This window comes from Legionella taurinensis (assembly GCF_900452865.1).
Lineage (GTDB): Bacteria > Pseudomonadota > Gammaproteobacteria > Legionellales > Legionellaceae > Legionella_C > Legionella_C taurinensis.
In genome coordinates, this window is record NZ_UGOZ01000001.1 from 2,585,590 (window position 1) to 2,603,486 (window position 17,897).

Sequence of the window (17,897 nt, forward strand, 5' to 3'; positions counted from 1 at the left end):
AAATTTTGGAGTCATACATGGAAAATGGAATAATTACAAAAAAACGGCTGACGCTGGAGACGTTCATGAAAAATGTGGATGTCACACGCGAACAGGCGATTGATCAATCCATTCTCATCAGGAAGGCAATTGCCCATTCAGAAAAACAAAAAAAAGAATACCCTGGCAAAAAGGAAGCGATTGAAAACCAATTGAAAAAATATGATGAGCTGCTTAAACAGCTGTTGACTGTCATTGACGAAATCAATGCGCACTCTCCTGACTATCAACACTCCATGATACTCCTTGAAGAAGCTGAACGTGGGAATCCTCAAGCGCCTACGGTACGATGACTGTGATCAGCCTGTGAAATCAGGCCGGTTGGTTGAATTATTTACTGATGATTTTTTTAATCGAAGCCGGGATTATGTCAACAAACTAAGTAAAATCACGTTGCCGCCAGGGAAGGCAGCCTCTCCAACCGCATTTCTATAAAACTGCCATCTGGTGATGAGTACTACAGACAGGCGCATAGCCATTCTGTCCTCCATATGAGATAATTACCTTTTGACCCTTTTTAGCCTTGCCTATGTTGTCTTTACGCCATGCCCTATTGTCTTTTCTGGTTTATCAATCATCCTGCTTCGCTCATGTCAATCAGTATGTTGATGCAATCAAGCACGATCCCAATTCGCTTTATGCCTTTTTCAAAGCAATGCCCAAAGGCGGCGAACTGCATTACCACCTCGCTGGCGGCGCTTATCCGGAAGCGATGTTGGCTGTGGCTGCTAAACACGACTATTGTCTTGATACCGCGACCTTTGCCATCAGCAAAACTACGGAAGCCTGCCGCGGTATTCCTGCCAGGGAATTAAGCCAGCATCCGGAAATCTATGCCAACACGGTACGCGCCTGGTCGATGAAAGATTTTATTCCAGGTGCTGAGTCCGGCCATGATCATTTTTTTGCCTCCTTCATGAAATTTATCCCACTGGTGGCCAATCACGATGCCGAGTTATTGAGTGAAGTAATGTTGCGGGCTGCCGATCAGCATGAACACTACATGGAAATAATGATTCTACCCGACAATGGGGCATCCATCGCTTTCGCCGATCCGTCGTTTACCTTAACCCAGATGGCGGCAATGAAAAAAAAGCTCCTGGCTAACCCGGGATTTATAGACACCATCAATAAAACAGTCAACAAATCCGATCATCTGCTTAACGAAGCTCAATCCTTTCTTCAGTGCAGGCAACAGCCTGATCAACCGGTTTGCGGATTGACAGTCCAGTTTCAGTATTATGTGTTAAGAGAACAAACCCTGGATAAAGTATTTGCCCAGGCGCTGCATGGGTTTGAAGCCGCCTCGCGTTCCAAATCGCTGGTTGCTGTTAATCTGGTGCAGCCGGAAGACGGTTATTTGTCGTTAAGGGATTACCGTGGGCAGATGAAAATTTTTGAATTTCTGCATAAGAGCTACCCCGAAGTACCCATTGCCCTCCATGCCGGTGAATTGGCGCCGCAAGACGTCGTTCCGGCCGATACCCGTTTTCACATTCGCGACGCCATATTAGTCGGCAATGCCAGGCGTATCGGCCATGGCGTCGACATAGCCCATGAAGAGAATCCTGACGAGATCATGCGCCTCTTAAAGGAAAAAAACATCGCCGTGGAAATTAATTTGATCAGTAATAAAGCCATTCTTGCGATTGAAGGTAAACAACACCCGCTTAATTACTACTTAAAACACCAGGTGCCTGTCGTCCTCTCCACTGACGATGAAGGCATTTTACGCACGGATTTAACCGCGCAGTACGTCGAAGCCGTATTACACCATCAACTGGATTACTCAACCCTTAAGCAGATTAACCGCAATGCCCTGACCTTCAGTTTCCTACCGGGAGAAAGTTTATGGAATCAGAGTCAGCCCGGTGTCAGCGTGCCGCAATGCAAGGATTTAAACAGCGCGTCATGCCTGACATTCATTCAAGGCAGCAAGAAGGCACAATTGCAGCGTCAACTGGAATTGCAACTGGCGGCATTCGAAAAGCGGTATGATCAGTAAGGGGGATTGGGCAACCCAAAGGAAGCCCAATCCTTAGCCTGTCAGGCCGAAAAAGGATCTTCAAAAACAATCGTGGAATCACGCTCTGGCCCGGTGGATAACATGGCAATCGGGATACCCAGTAATGATTCAATGCGTCTCATGTAAGCAATGGCATTCGCAGGCAATTGCTCAATGGACGTGGCATCCGCAGTCGATTCCTGCCAGCCTGGAAATTCTTCGTAGACGGGCTCTAAACCCTCAAAATCATCCGCGGACTGCGGAGGTCGGGTCAGCAGTTTGCCCTCACGATCACGATAAGCCACCGCAATTTTTAAGACATCAAGGCCGTCAAGCACATCCAGCTTGGTTAAACATAACCCGGAGATGCTGTTCAGTTCGATGGAACGGCGCAGCAAAACCGCATCGAACCAGCCGCAGCGGCGAGGACGGCCGGTGACCGCACCAAATTCATTGCCGCGCGAGGCCAACTGTTTGCCCACCTCGTCATGCAGTTCCGTCGGGAAAGGTCCACCCCCGACACGGGTGGTGTAGGCTTTGGTGATTCCCAGAACATAATCCAGGTAGCGGGGACCAAAACCAGCGCCGTTGACCACGCTGCCCACGCAGGTATTGGACGAGGTCACGAAAGGATAGGTACCGTGGTCAATATCCAGATAAACCCCTTGCGCACCTTCAAATAAAATAGAGTCACCCTGCTCACGGTGTTCATGCAGGCGGGTGGTGACATCACAGACCATGTCTTTTAATTCCTGAGCCCAACGCGCCGCCTCATCCAGCAACGGCTGCAGCGCTACTTCCGGCTGGTTATAATAATTTTTCAACACAAAATTATGGTATTGCAGCAATTCCTTCAGTTTGGCTTCAAACCGTTGCGGATGAAACAAATCACTGACTTTAATGGCACGGCGGGCTATCTTGTCTTCATAAGCTGGACCAATGCCGCGGCCTGTCGTGCCGATGGCTGTACTCCCTTTGTGCGTTTCACGCGCTTTATCCAGAGCAATATGACAAGGCAGGATCAGAGGGCAGGCCTGACTGATGTGCAGACGCGATCTGACATCAATGCCTTTGCCTTCCAACTCTTTAATCTCAGTCAGCAACGCATCGGGGGCCAACACAACGCCATTACCAATGTAACATTGCACATGGGGACGCAGCATGCCTGAGGGAATTAGACGCAAGACCGTTTTTTCACCTTTAATTTTTAGGGTATGACCCGCATTGTGGCCGCCCTGGTAGCGGACGACAACATTCACATCATGAGTCAACAGGTCAACGATCTTCCCTTTTCCTTCATCACCCCATTGCGTTCCTACTACTACAACATTCTTACCCATAATAGACTCTTACTCTGCAAATTGATGAACAACAGTGAGAAGCGTGACTCCCACCAACATGCTGATAAACCCGGCAATACGCAACACGACATCCTCTTTCTCGACAATCTTGCATAATAACTGCTTCCATCGCCCCGGTGAGCCGAACGGCATTATACCTTCCAGTACAAACATCAAGGCCAATGCGGAGAGAAAACTGACGATCACAACCACCGACTCCAATAAAAAAGGGTTAAGCATGCTTAACCCGATTTCAGCAAAATTTAACATTATATCAGTTTTTCTTAATTTCTCCATTACCTTTTAACATAGGATGCTTAAAGTAAGTAAAAAAGGAACTGCTTTGATCAAGAACAAGCAGATCGCGTTTGGTATTGAAACTGTTCTCATAGGCTTTCAAACTGCGGTAATAGGTAAAAAAGTCGCTGTTTTGCTGAAACGCTTTTGCGTAGATGCCGGCGGCCTCTGCCTGACCCTTGGCCCGGATTTCCTGGCCCTCGCTTTGGGCTGTAGCCAGCAATACGGTGACCTGCGCATCCGCATTGGCTTTAATGGCCTCGGCTGCCGCATTACCATCCGCACGGTGACGATTGGCTATTTTCTGCATGTCGGCCCGCATGGACTGATACACTGAATTGCTGGTGGTGGGTGGCAGTTCAATGCCTTTAATCCGCACGTCAACCACAACGACCCCTAACTGGGAAGCCTGTTGCTGGGCTTTGGTGCGCAATACCTCCATGACATCATCCCGGCTGCCCGAAACAACATCGGCAATAAAGCGCTTACCAAATTCTGCACGGATAAAGGTATTGAGCTGTTGCTCAAGCAGGGTTTCCGCCTTGAATTCATTGCCGCCGGTGGCCTTGTAATAACGCGCCAGATTATCGATACGCCATTTGACAAAATAATCGACGATCACGTCTTTCTTTTCCTTTGTCACAATCCGGGACGATTTAATGTCGAGCGTCTGCAAACGCGTATCAAAAATACGCACGCTTTCAATAAAGGGTGTTTTCACATGCAAGCCCGGTCCTAATACTTTGACCTGACCACTTTTCCCTTCCTCAACCAACCGCCCCAACCGCAGCAGCAGGCCGTTCTCACCCTGAGTAATGGTAAATACACTGGCGAGAAACAGGATGAGTACAAAAAAGCCTAAAATTCCTAACGTCGTTTTCATTGCATTCATTATTCGTTTCTCCCCTGGCGATAAAGCTGGCGTTTGGTTTGACGGCCGGCAACCAGGCTGTCTTCCTCATTATCGCCTGCATTGGCAGCCATGGATTTGCCTTTTGCGGGGATGGGCTGAGGCACCATACTGGTGCCCAGTTTATCCAACGGCAGGTACAACAGATTGCCGGCTTTGCTATCCACAATCACTTTGGTGCTGCGACTTAAGACACGCTGCATGGTTTCGAGGTACATGCGCTCCGATGTCACAGTCGGTGCCTGGGTATATTGTGGCAGCAGCGCTAAAAATTCAGCGACTTCGCCCTTGGCCCGCAACACCGCCTGTTCTGCATCGGCCTTTGCCTCCGCAAGAATGCGCTTGGCATTTCCTTCCGCAATGGGGACCACGCGTGCCTGATAGGCTAAGGCCTGTCCCTGGAAGCGTTTCTCATCTTCCCTGGCCTTAATGGCATCATCAAACGCATCCTGTACGCTTTCCGGCGCACGGGCAGGTTGAGGCGATACGTTGACGATCACGATACCCGTGTTGTATTTCTTCAGGGTTTTAACCAGCACGTCCTGCACATCCGTACCCCAGGCTTCGCGTCCTTCCGTAATGATCTGATTCAAGGTCGTCTTACCCACCACCTGACGCAGAGCGCTTGATGTGGTTTGCTGCAGGCTTTCCTGAGGGTCAGCCACATTAAACAGGTAATCTTCCAGATCGCCAATGCGGTATTGCACGACCAATGAGACAGACACCAGGTTTTCATCCTTCGTCAGCATCTGGGCGGAATAGGAATAGTGCGAGATCCTTTCCACGTTGTGGACGATTTTTGTGGAGATAATGCGCGGTATCCAGTGCGGCCCCGGCCCCACGGTTTCGACGTATTTACCGAAGCGAAGAATAACGGCCTGTTCTGCGGGATCGACAATAAAGATTCCTGACAAAGCCCAGAGAATAAACAGAATCAGCGCGACCATGCCGGCCAGAAGACCGCCATTGCCCTGTTTGGGCGCCGCCCCGCCTCCTTCCTGGCCAGAGCCGCCAAACAATGCTTTTTTAAGGCGTTCCTGAAAACGCTTCAATGCTTCATCCAGGTCAGGGGGTTGGTCTTTTCCACCCCATGGATCCTTGCCTTTTTCCGGCTCATTCCACCCCATTGGTTACTCTCCACCTTGCATAAAAATAGAATTCTAGGGTTTATAGACTATGAAGGCAAGCAATGAAATGGGAATGAAAAGATTAAGTTGCTGCATGGGGATGAATCATCCGGGGATGGCCCGCTGTTTCTGAAGGCGTGGTTTTGATTACAGCGATTGCGCCATGCCGCGATTCCTCCGCGGCATGGCATGCACGGACTTTCGGGTTAAACCACCAGAGAATCATGGTGTAAATGAACCGTGTTGACCTCACTGTCCATCTGTTTAATGATAAGGGCGGTACGGCTATTGGGATTAGCGTACGCGTAATCGCACAATTGCTGCCAGGACGTCACTTCACCCTGGGAAATTTTGGTCAACATGCCGCTCCAGCGATTAAAAAAAGTAGCGTCTTTAATGTTTTTCAAATAGAGCTGGACGAATTCAGCAAACCGCTTCTCGTCGGGCCGCAATTGAAGTTCCCCTTTTTCAGGAATATCCTGAGCCAGGCTTTCGACCTGCCCTGCCAAATCATCATAGCCGCCAGTTAAATTTTTAACCGAACGTCCCAGGGAATGGGTATCGTAAATAACCCGATGCAGCGCATGATTCTTGTTATGAATGGTTCGCAGAATCGACGGCTTCAGTTCCGGATTTTTTCCGGCATAATCCAAAATGTCATTCAGTAATTGGCGTCGGTGTGTATGCAGCAGCTGGCAGTAAGCCTCCGTACGCGGCATGTCGGCCCCGCGGCACAATAACATGGCAATGCCACGAATCGCTTCGTGTGTTTTTTCATTTTTTGCCAGGGAATCGCATAATAAATCGATAGGCCTGAGTCTCATCGTGTCTTCATAATTCAGTTGCGCGGGCTTATTGGCTACCTCAAGAACCGCTTCCAGAGCACTGACGTTGACTTCCCGGGCAGCAATGGAAAGGGTCGGTCTTTTTCGGCTGCCAAAAGGATTGTCCACGCTGGCACCCGCACCAAGCAATTCCTTAACGCCCTCACCAAAATCCCGAAAAGCCGCGAGATGAAGTGGTTGCATTTCGCGCGCCGTGGCTTCATCCAGCTGAATGTTATCCGCCTGATCGATTAAGGGTTTGTACTTCAGAACCTGGCGAACGCACTCAATCGAGCCGGTTTCAATGGCCCTTGACAGAATGGTTCGCCCGTCTCTGTCCCGACCATTAATAAAATGCGAATCAGACTGCTCCTCATTGTCAACCCATATCTCAATCTCTTTTTCGATTTGCGGCGCTTTAAGGTTTTTTTGCAGTTTGCCCTGAGCGTCGAGCAGGAATGGCAGTAAATCCAGTTTCTTTTCTTTAAGAACCAGGTGAACCGGCTGATTCAACAGGGTGTTAGCCCCGCGTTGCAGAAGTAATTGCACGTGCTCCGTTAAATTATTGGTTTCAGAATCATGCTGCTGGATGACATAACTCAGAAAATCAACCATTTTTCCATGATGCCAGAATGTCTTCTGTAAAAGCGTCTTGTCTTCACTCAGTTGCTCTTCAATGTATTGAGTGAATGCGCCGAAACCCTGTGCCAGCGCATTGTCCAAAGCTGAAAAATCCATACCACATCCTTATAAAAGTCCAAAGGGAGGGGGCTCATCCACCGATGGACGATTAAATCCCTTTAGAATCTTGTAACATGACGTTGCTACTAACCTTGACCGTCAATAGCAACTCCGCGGGCAGAAAGTCTAACTTCCTGCCATAGTGTTAACCATTTTTAATTTGCTTGGCAATATCCTGATTAAAATTTTCAACCAGCAAGGTTAAAAGACGCACAGCCTGGTGGTAATCGCGTTTATCAAACACGCCGGCATGCTGATGAGCATAGCGGACAGGAATACCAATATTAATCGCCGGAACCCCTTTTCCGGACATCTGTAATTTTGAACCGTCCTCTCCATAACCCATTTCCACTTCCAATTGCACTGGAATATGGTTTTTTGCAGCAATGTCCCTCACCCAGTTGACCAGCGCCTGGTTGGGAATCATGGAGCGGTCATAGACAAAAACAGAGGGGCCTTTGCCAAGAAAAATGGTGTTTTTTCTTTCGGCGATTAATGAAGGGTAATCATCCGCAATACCCACCTCCACGTTAATCACGACATCCGGTTTGGTCGCCTGATAGACGGTTGACGCACCGCGCATGCCCACCTCTTCCTGCACGGTAGCGGCGGCAAACAATTGGTATGCTGGCCTGCTGTTTTTGACGGTTTGAAGCACTTCACTGATGGCTGCAAGGCCGATGCGATCATCCAGGGCCTTGGCCAGAAAACGGGTGTCGCTCAGCGCTGTGAATTCACTGACCGGAGTGACCGCCAGGCCGGGACGAATACCCAGGCGTTTCACCGCATCCTCTTTATTTTCAGCCCCCACATCCAGAAACAGGAAGGACATGTCCGGCGAACCCAGCATTTTTTTGTCACCGAGAAGATGCGGAGAATCCATACCGGAATAGCCGGTAATGGGGTGTTTGTCGCCTGCTATATGCCAGCGCTGGGCATAAATAACGGCAGTGGCAATGCCGCCTACCGGGACTATTTTTACAAAACCATCGTCAGTGATCGACTCGACCATGAAGCCGGTTTCATCCATGTGCGCCATTAACAACAGGCGGGGGGCCGATGGGCTGGTCGTATGGCCAATGAGATTGCCCATGCCGTCGATTTCGAGCTGGGGCAAGGCCGTGCCCCATTGCGCCTTCAGCAGTTCGCGGATGGGTTTTTCGTAGCCCGACACAGCGGGGGTATTGGTTAGTTTTGCCAGTAAAGGCAGCGGGGTGACGGCATGAAGCGTATTCAAACCTGACACCAGCAACAGGCCAAGCAGGCCGGATTTTAACAGTCCCTTGTTCACGGTATTCTCCTTATTTTTTTAGATAAATTAAGTCCCAGACCCCATGGCCGAGGCGTTGTCCGCGCTGTTCGAACTTGGTTAGCGGGCGTGTCTCAGGCCGCGGCGAAAAGCCTCCCCCGGCCTGTTGATTTATCAGTGTTGGTTCGTTATCAAGAACCTCCAGCATGTGGTCAGCATAATCCTGCCAGTCGGTGGCGCAATGCAAAAAACCGCCCTTTTTCAGCTTGCCGGCTAACAGACTGACGAACGCCGGCTGAATGAGACGGCGTTTGTGATGCCTTTTTTTGGGCCAGGGATCAGGAAAAAAGAGTTGGATTCCAGCCAGCGAGGCCTCTGCAATCCGTGTTTTAACGATTTCGACGGCATCCAGAGCCACAAGGCGGACATTGGTTAACCCCTGCTCATGCAAATCCGCGGCAAGGCTGCCGAGACCGGCGCGATGCACCTCAATGCCTACAAAATTAATTTCGGGGTGGCGAAGCGCCATGGTCAGCAGAGAAGCCCCCATGCCAAAACCAATTTCAACCACCGTCTCAGCTTCGCGGTTGAACAGGGTCTGCCAATCCCACATGTCGCCGTCAAGAGGTAATTCGTAGGCAGGCAGATAGTGTTCAAGCCCCTGTTGTTGACGGTTGCTGGTGCGTCCTGCCCGAAGAACGAAACTTTTGATGGTTCTTTTCATTTATATAGCCGCATCATTGACAATGGCGGCGATTATACCTGTAACTTGCCAATTTGCGATCTCTCCGTAAAATGTCCGTTTAATTTTGGCTGAAATTAATAGAAATCTTGCAAGAAGCTTCATTTTTTGGTATAAAAGCGCACTTGTATTTCGCACCCCGGTAATTTTAAATGAATGCCAGGAATTAGTGGGCTTACCCCTGTTAATTCTGCTGCACCGAAATTTTGGAGTAACAACATGTCTAGAGTATGTCAGGTCACTGGCAAGCGGCCGACCACGGGCAACAATGTGTCGCATGCTAACAATAAAACCAAAAGACGCTTTCTGCCCAACATTCAGGAACACCGCTTCTGGGTTGAAGGCGAAAACCGCTTCGTAACATTAAAGGTAAGCACCAAAGGTATCCGTATTATTGACAAATTGGGTATCCGTGCCGTTCTGGACAAATTACGCGCCCAAGGCGAGAAAGTGTAAGAGGATTAAATCATGGCCGCTGTGACCATCAAAATTAAATTAAAATCGACTGAAAGCAGTCATTACTACACCACAACCAAAAATCCTCGTAACCATCCTGAAAAATTGGAGTTACGAAAATACGACCCCGTATTGCGTAAGTACGCCCTCTATAAAGAAACCAAAGTCAAATAAGTTACTGGCCTCTGTGAGGCCTTTTTTTTGCGCTGTAAATCCAGGGATTAAGGAACAGGAGATTTGCAATGGAGGCATACCTTCACAGTGCACAGGCTTTAAAATCCACGCTTCAGACCCAATACCATCAACTCTTGGCAAGCAATCATATCAACGACCATGAGCGCATGAAAAAACTGCGTGCTGTTCAGGCAGGCTGGATTCTCCTTGCCGCCGTAGCCGAGTTGCATTACGTTTATGAAGGCAGCGAAGCTGAACCTCATTTAACCAGGATTCTCGCCGCAGCGGAAGAGGTCTTGCTTAACCCATGTCTAACCACCCTTTCGGTCTTATCCCAGCACCTGGAGCGATTGAAGCAGTGCATGGATAGTACCCGCAAGAGCTACACTTTTTTTGCTCAAATCAACAGTGCGGCAGACACCGTGTCAGCTACCGTCTCCCTCATGGGCATAAGTTACGGTATTGCCATTCTGCTGGGATTTTCGGGACTGGCCTTGGGGCCCTTTGGAGCATTGGCGTTGGGAATGGGCGTTTTCTTTCTCAGCAGCCTGCTGGCGTCCTGTGCGATTGAGAGCCTGAGCCTCAATACGCGGTTTTGTAAGAATTCGCAATTGCAGGAAATAAACGCCTGTTTCGAAACCCTGAAGACGGAATTCATGCCTTCCCAGCCCGCATCCGATTCACTGTCTGTCGCTGAAGCTATGGATTACCCGATGCCCCTTCAGGTTCAATGACTTAAACCTTAAGCCGGGCGGCATACCCCGCCCGAAACGCTACTGCGACTTACCCCTTAAATCAATGTCCCACACGTCCACAACGCGGCCATTGTCGATAAGGTAAAATTGATCAAATAGATTGATGGTTGGATCGCAATGCGGTATTACCAGTTCAAGCACGTCGCCATTGGCAGGCAAGGGCGTGTTGCCAACTGCGGTAATTTTCCCGTGTTCATCGCCAAACCCTCCCCAATCGTATTCCAATCCTTCATGGCTTATTATTTTAGGCTTGTGGTGAGCATTCGCATAAATGGCTTTGGTCCCCGCGTCGACCGTCACGTGCTCCATGCGGTTGGAACTGATCACGGTCGTCAACAAGGTCATTGCCGGTTGAAAAACAGGGGTAGACGCATTACCCTGCGACTCAATCACGCTGTATTCAACATCCATAACCGCATAAGAACCCGGCTGAATTTCGGTAATTTCTGTGACCTCCACATCGATATCGTAGGTTCCTGTGCCTGAACCCGTTAAAATGTGGCAGGGTAAATCCTGGCTTCTGAACGCCTTTCGAATATCGCTGGCCTTTTGCATCACCTGCAGGGATTTGGTTTTACGCTCCTCGTAGGATGAAATGTGCTGCAAATGCCCTGCATAACATTGAATGCCCACCAGATTGAGCCAGGGGTATTTGCTGAGTTTCAATGCAAAATTAACGGCGTAATCCGGCCTTACACCGGTTCTGCCAAGCCCTGAATCAACATCAACCAGCACATTGATTGGGGTGTTAATTCCTTGGCCTGCTGCATTTAAATCAGCCAGATTCTGCTCATTATCGACCACAACCAGAATATCCGGGGTTTTTTTCAGGCAAGCCGCCAGACGGGCTATTTTAGCCGCAGTAACGACAGGTGAGGTAATTAAAATAGTCTTAAGTCCCTGATTAACGAGAACCTCTGCCTCCGACACTTTCGCCACACTCAAGCCAATGGCGCCATACTCGAGCTGCAATTTGGCCAGGCGCGAACATTTATGCGTTTTAACATGAGGACGTACCTGGATACTGTGCCGTAGCGCATGATGCTGCATTTCCTCAAGATTATGAAGCAGTGTGCTTTTTTCGATAACCAGGCAAGGGGTGTCCAATTCCTGTTTTAACATGAGTACTATCCTGAACTGACAAATTAAAAAGGATAACAGGAATGCAGCCGAGGTGCATGCTCTCGTCGGTAAATGAATTATAAATCCGGCTCTTGAATACGGAGCCTGGAGGGCTCTGTTTCGGGGTAATGCCAGGGCTCCCCGTCAGCGAACGTACCGGGATGGGGTTGTTGCGGTTTTTTTGGTTTTTTATCCTTCGGTCTATGATCGGGGCATTCTTCCAAGGCCGGCGGATCTTCAATTTCAGGCCTTATCGCATCCGGACTCATGGGCATAATCCATTGACCTTGTTTTTTAATGGGTTGACATGGTAACCTCCTTGTATCCATACCGAAGAGAAACAGCACCAATTTTTGCGCATTTAAGAAGGCGGAGTTTCTCCTAAAAACCCCGCCTTTTTAATCTATTTTTCGTCCTTTCTATGGGAGTTTTTACCTCCCTTTCTCCCGGCCTCACTCAGGCTATCGTGGCCTCTTGTTTCTGCTGCTTTTTTATGATCAGCGGCTTGACCTCCCTTACGACCCGCTTCACTCAAGCTTTCGTGACCTCTTGTTTCAGCTGCTTTTTTTCCGCCCTCACTTGTTCCAGCCATAATAATCTCCTTTTTTATAGTTAGAATTAAATTACCAAAACATATAAATATCACCATCTATTTTTAAGAAAATAACTTAAAAAAGTCAAAGAAAAAACTTCATTATTTTTTATTAAAAATTTTATTTATTAATTTAAAAAAATTATAATAAAATTCATAGTAAAAAAAATAACAATATTTGCCCAACTAAAGACCAACCCCATTAAAAAGGAGCCATTAATCAATGCCTTGCGCCAAACCCACCGCAATTTACTCTGTTCCCCTACTGGATAATCCTTCTGAATCAGTTAAACTTATACTAAAAGCGATGTTACAAAGAGGATTTGCATGAAACCATCGTTGCAGCTCAGTATTTCGCAACAATTAACCCTTACGCCCCAGCTTCAGCAGGCCATCCGTTTGCTTCAACTGTCTACGATTGACTTGCAACAGGAAATCCAGCAAATCGTAGAATCCAACCCCATGCTTGAAGCCACACCCCATGAGGAAAAAGAAGAACCGAGTCCTGAACAAAACAAGCCCCAGGATGAATTCATGGATTTCCAATGGTCGCAGCTTTATTCAAACACCAATAAACGAGCGAGCTTCGACGAGCCTGATTTTAATTATGACAATTTGTACTGCACCACAACCAACCTGCAGGATCACCTGCGCTGGCAGCTTGACTTAACCCCCATGAGCGATGTGGACAGGGTTATTGCCACAGCCATTATCGACGCTGTCGATGATGATGGTTTTCTCACTGTACCGGTTGACGAACTGCATGCCAGCCTCAACAGTGAGCATTGCCCCATCGAAATTGAAGAAATTATTGCAGTCAAACACCGTATTCAACAATTCGACCCCGTCGGCTGCGCTGCCAATAGCCTGGCTGAAACGCTGCTGGTTCAGCTTCAACAACTGGAAGAAGACGAAGAATTGGCCTTGGCCAAACGCATCCTTCGCAATGACATTGAATTATTGGGCCAGCATAATTATCGGCAATTGATGAAGAATTACCAGGTGAACGAAACAACCCTGGACAAGGTTCTGCAGATCATCCAAAGCTTAAATCCCAAACCCGGCAGTCTCATTAATCAGGCCACCACCGAATACATTATTCCCGATATCACCGTCAAAAAAATCGACGGCGTCTGGCAGGCCTTTTTAAATAACAACACACTGCCCCGCTTAAGCATCAACAATCATTATGCTGCGTTAATTCAGCGTGCCGACAACAGCGCCGACAACCAGTTTTTGAAAAACAATCTCCAGGAAGCCCGCTGGTTCTTAAAAAGCGTACAAAGTCGTCAGGAAACGCTGTTGAAAGTGGCCAGTTGCATTGTCAAATACCAGCAGGATTTTCTTGAGCTCGGCGATGAAGCGATGAAGCCACTTATATTGAATGATGTGGCCCAGGCTCTGGACATGCACGAATCAACCATTTCAAGGGTAACCACCCAAAAATTCATGCACACGCCCCGCGGGGTTTTTGAATTAAAATATTTCTTTTCAAGCCATGTGGCCACGGCCAATGGGGGTGAATGCTCATCCACTGCCATCCGCGCAGTCATTAAAAAACTCATTGCCGCAGAAAACCGTAAAAAACCGTTGAGTGACAGTAAGATTGCCCAACTAATAGGCGAGCAGGGCATTCACGTGGCACGCCGTACTGTGGCAAAATACCGGGAGGCTATGGGTATTGCTCCCTCAAACGAGCGCAAGACCATCCGTAGTTAAGTGTTAATCAATTGAAGGAGAATGTTATGCAAATCAACTTCACAGGCCACCATGTTGAAGTGACGCCTGCCTTGAGGGCTTTTACGCAGGATAAATTTGATAAATTGGAGCGTCATTTCGATAAAATCACCGCCATTAATGTGATTTTTGATGTAGAAAAACTCCGTCAAATTGCAGAGGCCTCCGTTCTGATTGCCAAGGGCAAGCTGCATGCCCGCGCAGAATCCGAAGACATGTATACTGCCATCGATGAATTGGTCGATAAACTCGACAGGCAATTAATCGATCACAAGGAAAGAATTCGCGATCACCGCGAGTAAACCTGCCTGCAAGCCATGCCAGGGGCATGGCTTGTTTTTATCCTCATTTTCTTCCTGCTTCCCCATTATTTAACCGGTATAATTCAACGGTTGCATTGTCAACCATGACCCAAAAGGGGTAAAATAGTGCAACTTTTACCCACAATCAGCATTTATGCAGCTTTTTCAATTGCTTAATGAACACCGCATCTTGATCGATGGCTGTTCACACAGTAAAACAGCGGTACTGGCTAAAATCAGCCAGTTATTCAGTGACGACTTCCCTCAATTGAATGCCAATGACTTATTTGAAGCTTACTGGCATCGGGAGAGTCTGGGCAGCACCACCCTGGGCCATGGTCTTTTGATTCCCCATGTTCGATTCTCCGCCATCGATGCCCCTGCCGCCTGCTTTATCCGCCTGCAACGGCCAGTGGATTTCGGGGCCGAAGACAAACAGCCCGTGGATCTGGTGATTGGCCTGCTCGGGCCTGAACATCACCCGGAGAAGCATTTAAAAGTGCTTTCGGCGATCGTAAAACAGGTCAGTTCCGAGGCATTTCGTGACCAATGCCGCAGCGCATCCTCATCGGATGAACTGGTCCAGGTACTGAAACAATTGCAGGCTGGAAGTTAATTTTAAAGATTATGCGCCGGGACGTTGAGACAAACCCGCGTGCATGTTACATTGATGGCGCTATGATTAAAACAACCGTGACTATCATCAATAAGTTGGGCCTTCACGCCAGAGCCTCTGCAAAATTCGTGTCTACTGCATCGAAATTTCAGAGTCACATTGACGTAACCAAAGGTTCTCAAACCATCAACGGCAAAAGCATTATGGGTGTCATGATGCTTGCCGCCAGTAAAGGCACGGAGCTTACCCTTCAAATGGAAGGCCCCGACGAAGAGCACATGGAACAGGCTCTGGTGGAATTGATTAATAACCGTTTTGGCGAGCCTGAATAATCCTAATCCCCGCGCTGGCGAATGCGGTAAAGGGTGACCACGGTTTTCAGCGGTCCTGACAAGGCATACAGGACAAACCCGGTAAATAAGACCACTGACGGATTGGCCGCAATAGCGACAAATAAAATGATCATTAATAAAAGGTAAAGAAAAGGAACCTTGCCTTTAAAATCCACCTCTTTAAAACTGTAATAACGAATGTTACTGACCATCAGCACCGCGGTGGACACAGCAATCAATGCGGTGACAATGGCAATGAACAGATTGTGTAACTGATTCTGGTAGCAAAACCACGTCAACGACGAGACGATGGCTGCGGCTGGCGGGCAGGCTAACCCCTGGAAATAACGCTTGTCAGCAACTCCAACCTGGGTATTAAAACGGGCTAAGCGCAAGGCCACGGCGGCGGTGTAAAGAAACGCCACCAGCCAGCCTATTTTGCCGAGGGTATGCAGACTGAAACTGTACAGAAGCAGCGAAGGGGCTACGCCAAACGTAACCATGTCCGACAAACTGTCGTATTGCGCGCCAAATTCGCTTTGAGTATTGGTCAGTCGGGCAATGCGGCCGTCAAGGCCATCGGCCAGCATCCCAATAAAGATAGCAATGACAGCGGGCTCATAGTGTGCCTTTAAGGACGCAACAATGGAATAAAAGGCGGCAAATAGACTTGCGGTAGTAAACAAATTAGGCAACAAATAAATGCCAGAATGACTTTCTTTCTGCTTCACAACGCGAACTCTCACCAAATAAAAACCCTACCATGCTAGCATAACACGAGGCCTCAGAGCTATGGCTTCGTTGTTTGTTATTGATGATGCTATACTAGGCATACTGTTCTTTAATTGCCTGAGACATGACTGACAAATCCACCGATAAAAAAATCGTTATCGAAGGAATAACCGACCAGGGGAAGCCTTTCAGACCCAGCGACTGGGCGGAACGCATGAGCGGTGCGATGGCCAGCTTCAAAAACAGCCGCATCCAGTATTCCCCGCTGCTGCAACCCAGTGTCAATACCGACGGCTATAAATGCGTGCTTCTTGATCCGAAACTCAAAGACACCAGTCCCCAGATCTATCATGCCATTTTGGAATTTGCCCGCGAAAATAATCTTAAAATCTGTAATGAAGAAGAAACCGACCGCTAATAGCCCTGCGATGCTTTAAAGCTCAAGGTGACGTTAATCATTTTTTCAAGCAATGTGTTGGCTGTGGCCAGCGTCATCTGGAAATTCATCGCCAGAATGCCGGCAAACAGGAAAGCCAGCCCCTTGGGCCCATGCTGTACACCGGGTTCGCTGGCACTGACTAACAGAGTACAGCCGCGAACGAACCAGATGAGCCCGGCCGTCTGGATGACAACCGTCATGGAGCTGGTGATGTCATAAGGATTGTATTTGGCATAACTGAAGCTGCCGCCCATGCCAAAGGTGGTATTGGATAAGGTCTGAACCGCGGAGGGCAAAAACAACAATGCCGCGCCGCCTAAAAAATAAGCCAGGGGAATAAACATCTTTTCATGGCTGCCGCCACTGGCGCGCGCATCGCCGATGCGGCGAAGTTTGGCAATGGCCACGAAAAAAAAAGTGATGCCGATAAGGTACGCCAACCCGGATATTAAATGCTGGACTGGAAAAAGTGAACGGCTGACATTGCCGATCATTACGATTAAATCATTCTGATCCATAGGTTAATTATATACCTAAATAATTAAGGGACACTTGCAATGCGTAATTTTTCCCCTATATTAGTGTCTTTCTTATTGAACTATTGAACACCATGCAAGTTAATACCTTTCCGGTTACATTGGAAGAAGCGTTTATGATTTCTCCCAATGTAAAGCATTTTATTTTCCGCGCCAATCTGTCCCCCGCATTTGATTATCTAGCTGGACAATTTATAACCATACACTTTGAGCATGAAGGAAAAATGCTGAAGCGAAGCTACAGTATCGCCAATGTTCCCACGCAAAACAACCGTATCGAATTTGCCGCCGGTTATGTCGAGGGCGGTCCAGGCACCCAGCTTCTCTTTAACTTAGCCCCCGGTGATACGATTAATATTAATGGCCCCTTTGGCCGCCTTATCCTGAAAGAGGATACCCCCAGACGCCTCATTTTGGCAGCCACCAGTACCGGGATTACCCCTTACCGGGCCATGATTGATGCGTTAAAAGACCGCCTGCGTAAACAGCCTGAATTAAAAATTGTCATCCTGCAGGGGGTGCAGCGTCGGGAGGATCTGTTGTATACCGATGAGTTCCTCATGCTGGCTCAGGAATTTCCCCAGGTGACATTCAGGGCTCATTTAAGCCGGGAAAGCCAGGAAAACCTCCTGCCTCATGAACATAAAGGGTATGTGCAGCGCGCTTTCCCTGAGTTAAATCTCAACCCCGAGGAAGACCTGGTGTACCTGTGCGGAAATCCCGGCATGATCGATGATGCCTTCAATGACCTCAAGGAACGAGGGTTCGCCATGCAACAAATTATTCGTGAGAAATACATTTCCCGTTAAAATCACAATCAAAGTAATTCA

At 48.3% G+C, this 17,897-nt stretch carries 23 protein-coding genes; 11 read left to right on the plus strand and 12 right to left on the minus strand.

All coding sequences use genetic code 11. The features are described 5' to 3' along the window. The first annotated feature begins 17 nt into the window (after positions 1-17). Together DYE45_RS11765 and DYE45_RS11770 are read left to right on the plus strand one after the other, a co-directional pair. Positions 18-332 (plus strand): hypothetical protein, encoded by a 315-nt coding sequence (locus DYE45_RS11765; protein ID WP_108293011.1) that lies wholly within the window; start codon positions 18-20, stop codon positions 330-332. Positions 333-568: 236 nt separating this feature from the next. Continuing rightward, positions 569-2,044 carry an adenosine deaminase family protein gene (locus DYE45_RS11770; protein ID WP_108293009.1) on the plus strand — a complete coding sequence of 492 codons (1,476 nt, stop codon included), beginning with the start codon at positions 569-571 and terminating at the stop codon, positions 2,042-2,044. Positions 2,045-2,085: 41 nt separating this feature from the next. Here DYE45_RS11770 and DYE45_RS11775 read toward each other — a convergent pair whose 3' ends face one another. The 7 genes from DYE45_RS11775 to trmB all read right to left on the minus strand — a co-directional run bounded on the left by DYE45_RS11775 (position 2,086) and on the right by trmB (position 9,256). Further along, positions 2,086-3,384: an adenylosuccinate synthase gene (locus DYE45_RS11775; RefSeq protein ID WP_108293007.1), complete on the minus strand. Its 1,299-nt coding sequence runs from the start codon at positions 3,382-3,384 to the stop codon at positions 2,086-2,088. 9 nt (positions 3,385-3,393) lie between these two features. Continuing rightward, positions 3,394-3,654 carry a DUF2065 domain-containing protein gene (locus tag DYE45_RS11780; RefSeq protein WP_248296023.1) on the minus strand — a complete coding sequence of 87 codons (261 nt, stop codon included), beginning with the start codon at positions 3,652-3,654 and terminating at the stop codon, positions 3,394-3,396. Positions 3,655-3,658: 4 nt separating this feature from the next. After that, positions 3,659-4,573, minus strand: a complete 915-nt coding sequence (gene hflC, locus DYE45_RS11785) for a protease modulator HflC (RefSeq protein WP_108293005.1) — start codon at positions 4,571-4,573, stop codon at positions 3,659-3,661. Continuing rightward, complete coding sequence (hflK, locus tag DYE45_RS11790; protein ID WP_115300936.1) at positions 4,573-5,718, minus strand: FtsH protease activity modulator HflK; 1,146 nt, start codon at positions 5,716-5,718, stop codon at positions 4,573-4,575. Before hflK ends, hflC begins: the two co-directional genes overlap by 1 nt. A gap of 206 nt (positions 5,719-5,924) precedes the next feature. After that, positions 5,925-7,280, minus strand: coding sequence for an ankyrin repeat domain-containing protein (locus tag DYE45_RS11795; protein ID WP_108293001.1), 1,356 nt, complete (start codon positions 7,278-7,280; stop codon positions 5,925-5,927). 148 nt (positions 7,281-7,428) lie between these two features. Next, positions 7,429-8,574, minus strand: coding sequence for a M42 family metallopeptidase (locus tag DYE45_RS11800; protein ID WP_242602615.1), 1,146 nt, complete (start codon positions 8,572-8,574; stop codon positions 7,429-7,431). A gap of 10 nt (positions 8,575-8,584) precedes the next feature. Then, a complete protein-coding gene (trmB, locus tag DYE45_RS11805) occupies positions 8,585-9,256 on the minus strand; it encodes a tRNA (guanosine(46)-N7)-methyltransferase TrmB (protein WP_108292999.1) in 672 nt (223 codons plus the stop codon). Between the two features lie 237 nt (positions 9,257-9,493). On the opposite strand from trmB, the gene rpmB reads away from it, so the two are divergent. The 3 genes from rpmB to DYE45_RS11820 all read left to right on the plus strand — a co-directional run bounded on the left by rpmB (position 9,494) and on the right by DYE45_RS11820 (position 10,638). After that, positions 9,494-9,730 carry a 50S ribosomal protein L28 gene (gene rpmB, locus DYE45_RS11810; RefSeq protein ID WP_108292997.1) on the plus strand — a complete coding sequence of 79 codons (237 nt, stop codon included), beginning with the start codon at positions 9,494-9,496 and terminating at the stop codon, positions 9,728-9,730. A 12-nt stretch (positions 9,731-9,742) separates the two neighbouring features. Next, positions 9,743-9,904 carry a 50S ribosomal protein L33 gene (gene rpmG / locus DYE45_RS11815; RefSeq protein ID WP_058530963.1) on the plus strand — a complete coding sequence of 54 codons (162 nt, stop codon included), beginning with the start codon at positions 9,743-9,745 and terminating at the stop codon, positions 9,902-9,904. A gap of 68 nt (positions 9,905-9,972) precedes the next feature. After that, complete coding sequence (locus tag DYE45_RS11820; RefSeq protein WP_115300937.1) at positions 9,973-10,638, plus strand: hypothetical protein; 666 nt, start codon at positions 9,973-9,975, stop codon at positions 10,636-10,638. A gap of 39 nt (positions 10,639-10,677) precedes the next feature. Here DYE45_RS11820 and DYE45_RS11825 read toward each other — a convergent pair whose 3' ends face one another. The 3 genes from DYE45_RS11825 to DYE45_RS11835 all read right to left on the minus strand — a co-directional run bounded on the left by DYE45_RS11825 (position 10,678) and on the right by DYE45_RS11835 (position 12,373). Beyond that, a complete protein-coding gene (locus DYE45_RS11825; RefSeq protein WP_115300938.1) occupies positions 10,678-11,781 on the minus strand; it encodes a DSD1 family PLP-dependent enzyme in 1,104 nt (367 codons plus the stop codon). 77 nt (positions 11,782-11,858) lie between these two features. Beyond that, the gene (locus tag DYE45_RS11830) at positions 11,859-12,110 is read right to left on the minus strand and encodes a hypothetical protein (protein WP_133138136.1); all 252 of its coding nucleotides are present in this window, start codon (positions 12,108-12,110) and stop codon (positions 11,859-11,861) included. A 74-nt stretch (positions 12,111-12,184) separates the two neighbouring features. Then, positions 12,185-12,373 carry a KGG domain-containing protein gene (locus tag DYE45_RS11835; protein ID WP_108292989.1) on the minus strand — a complete coding sequence of 63 codons (189 nt, stop codon included), beginning with the start codon at positions 12,371-12,373 and terminating at the stop codon, positions 12,185-12,187. Between the two features lie 327 nt (positions 12,374-12,700). On the opposite strand from DYE45_RS11835, the gene DYE45_RS11840 reads away from it, so the two are divergent. The 4 genes from DYE45_RS11840 (at position 12,701) to DYE45_RS11855 (ending at position 15,360) form a co-directional block, all read left to right on the plus strand. Then, complete coding sequence (locus DYE45_RS11840; RefSeq protein WP_108292987.1) at positions 12,701-14,092, plus strand: RNA polymerase factor sigma-54; 1,392 nt, start codon at positions 12,701-12,703, stop codon at positions 14,090-14,092. Between the two features lie 26 nt (positions 14,093-14,118). After that, positions 14,119-14,412: a ribosome hibernation-promoting factor, HPF/YfiA family gene (gene hpf / locus DYE45_RS11845; RefSeq protein WP_058530957.1), complete on the plus strand. Its 294-nt coding sequence runs from the start codon at positions 14,119-14,121 to the stop codon at positions 14,410-14,412. 154 nt (positions 14,413-14,566) lie between these two features. Beyond that, entirely contained in the window at positions 14,567-15,028 is a 462-nt protein-coding gene (locus DYE45_RS11850; RefSeq protein WP_108292985.1) for a PTS sugar transporter subunit IIA, read from the plus strand. 62 nt (positions 15,029-15,090) lie between these two features. Beyond that, a complete protein-coding gene (locus tag DYE45_RS11855; RefSeq protein ID WP_058531542.1) occupies positions 15,091-15,360 on the plus strand; it encodes an HPr family phosphocarrier protein in 270 nt (89 codons plus the stop codon). Positions 15,361-15,362: 2 nt separating this feature from the next. Here the strand turns inward: DYE45_RS11855 and pssA are convergent, their stop codons facing one another. Further along, entirely contained in the window at positions 15,363-16,091 is a 729-nt protein-coding gene (gene pssA, locus DYE45_RS11860) for a CDP-diacylglycerol--serine O-phosphatidyltransferase (RefSeq protein ID WP_165481658.1), read from the minus strand. Positions 16,092-16,216: 125 nt separating this feature from the next. Between pssA and DYE45_RS11865 the strand changes: the two genes are divergently transcribed. Next, positions 16,217-16,510 carry a DUF3579 domain-containing protein gene (locus DYE45_RS11865; protein ID WP_108292983.1) on the plus strand — a complete coding sequence of 98 codons (294 nt, stop codon included), beginning with the start codon at positions 16,217-16,219 and terminating at the stop codon, positions 16,508-16,510. Here the strand turns inward: DYE45_RS11865 and DYE45_RS11870 are convergent. Beyond that, entirely contained in the window at positions 16,507-17,049 is a 543-nt protein-coding gene (locus DYE45_RS11870) for a type IV secretion protein IcmC (RefSeq protein WP_108292981.1), read from the minus strand. The two genes, DYE45_RS11865 and DYE45_RS11870, sit on opposite strands and share 4 nt — an antisense overlap. Positions 17,050-17,141: 92 nt before the next feature. Here DYE45_RS11870 and DYE45_RS11875 point away from each other — a divergent pair, with 92 nt between their 5' ends. Further along, positions 17,142-17,876 carry a ferredoxin--NADP reductase gene (locus DYE45_RS11875; protein WP_108292979.1) on the plus strand — a complete coding sequence of 245 codons (735 nt, stop codon included), beginning with the start codon at positions 17,142-17,144 and terminating at the stop codon, positions 17,874-17,876. Positions 17,877-17,897 lie beyond the last annotated feature (21 nt).

Bases quoted from the DNA above. Each gene is read 5' to 3' on its own strand.
- hflC (WP_108293005.1), bottom strand. From the start codon at position 4,573: ATGAATGCAATGAAAACGACGTTAGGAATTTTAGGCTTTTTTGTACTC.
- hflK (WP_115300936.1), bottom strand. From the start codon at position 5,718: ATGGGGTGGAATGAGCCGGAAAAAGGCAAGGATCCATGGGGTGGAAAA.
- DYE45_RS11840 (WP_108292987.1), top strand. From the start codon at position 12,701: ATGAAACCATCGTTGCAGCTCAGTATTTCGCAACAATTAACCCTTACG.
- DYE45_RS11830 (WP_133138136.1), bottom strand. From the start codon at position 12,110: ATGGATACAAGGAGGTTACCATGTCAACCCATTAAAAAACAAGGTCAA.
- DYE45_RS11870 (WP_108292981.1), bottom strand. From the start codon at position 17,049: ATGGATCAGAATGATTTAATCGTAATGATCGGCAATGTCAGCCGTTCA.
- DYE45_RS11780 (WP_248296023.1), bottom strand. From the start codon at position 3,654: ATGTTAAATTTTGCTGAAATCGGGTTAAGCATGCTTAACCCTTTTTTA.
- DYE45_RS11795 (WP_108293001.1), bottom strand. From the start codon at position 7,280: ATGGATTTTTCAGCTTTGGACAATGCGCTGGCACAGGGTTTCGGCGCA.
- DYE45_RS11775 (WP_108293007.1), bottom strand. From the start codon at position 3,384: ATGGGTAAGAATGTTGTAGTAGTAGGAACGCAATGGGGTGATGAAGGA.
- DYE45_RS11765 (WP_108293011.1), top strand. From the start codon at position 18: ATGGAAAATGGAATAATTACAAAAAAACGGCTGACGCTGGAGACGTTC.
- DYE45_RS11850 (WP_108292985.1), top strand. From the start codon at position 14,567: ATGCAGCTTTTTCAATTGCTTAATGAACACCGCATCTTGATCGATGGC.
- trmB (WP_108292999.1), bottom strand. From the start codon at position 9,256: ATGAAAAGAACCATCAAAAGTTTCGTTCTTCGGGCAGGACGCACCAGC.
- DYE45_RS11820 (WP_115300937.1), top strand. From the start codon at position 9,973: ATGGAGGCATACCTTCACAGTGCACAGGCTTTAAAATCCACGCTTCAG.
- DYE45_RS11825 (WP_115300938.1), bottom strand. From the start codon at position 11,781: ATGTTAAAACAGGAATTGGACACCCCTTGCCTGGTTATCGAAAAAAGC.
- hpf (WP_058530957.1), top strand. From the start codon at position 14,119: ATGCAAATCAACTTCACAGGCCACCATGTTGAAGTGACGCCTGCCTTG.
- DYE45_RS11865 (WP_108292983.1), top strand. From the start codon at position 16,217: ATGACTGACAAATCCACCGATAAAAAAATCGTTATCGAAGGAATAACC.
- DYE45_RS11875 (WP_108292979.1), top strand. From the start codon at position 17,142: ATGCAAGTTAATACCTTTCCGGTTACATTGGAAGAAGCGTTTATGATT.
- rpmB (WP_108292997.1), top strand. From the start codon at position 9,494: ATGTCTAGAGTATGTCAGGTCACTGGCAAGCGGCCGACCACGGGCAAC.
- DYE45_RS11855 (WP_058531542.1), top strand. From the start codon at position 15,091: ATGATTAAAACAACCGTGACTATCATCAATAAGTTGGGCCTTCACGCC.
- DYE45_RS11770 (WP_108293009.1), top strand. From the start codon at position 569: ATGTTGTCTTTACGCCATGCCCTATTGTCTTTTCTGGTTTATCAATCA.
- DYE45_RS11835 (WP_108292989.1), bottom strand. From the start codon at position 12,373: ATGGCTGGAACAAGTGAGGGCGGAAAAAAAGCAGCTGAAACAAGAGGT.
- rpmG (WP_058530963.1), top strand. From the start codon at position 9,743: ATGGCCGCTGTGACCATCAAAATTAAATTAAAATCGACTGAAAGCAGT.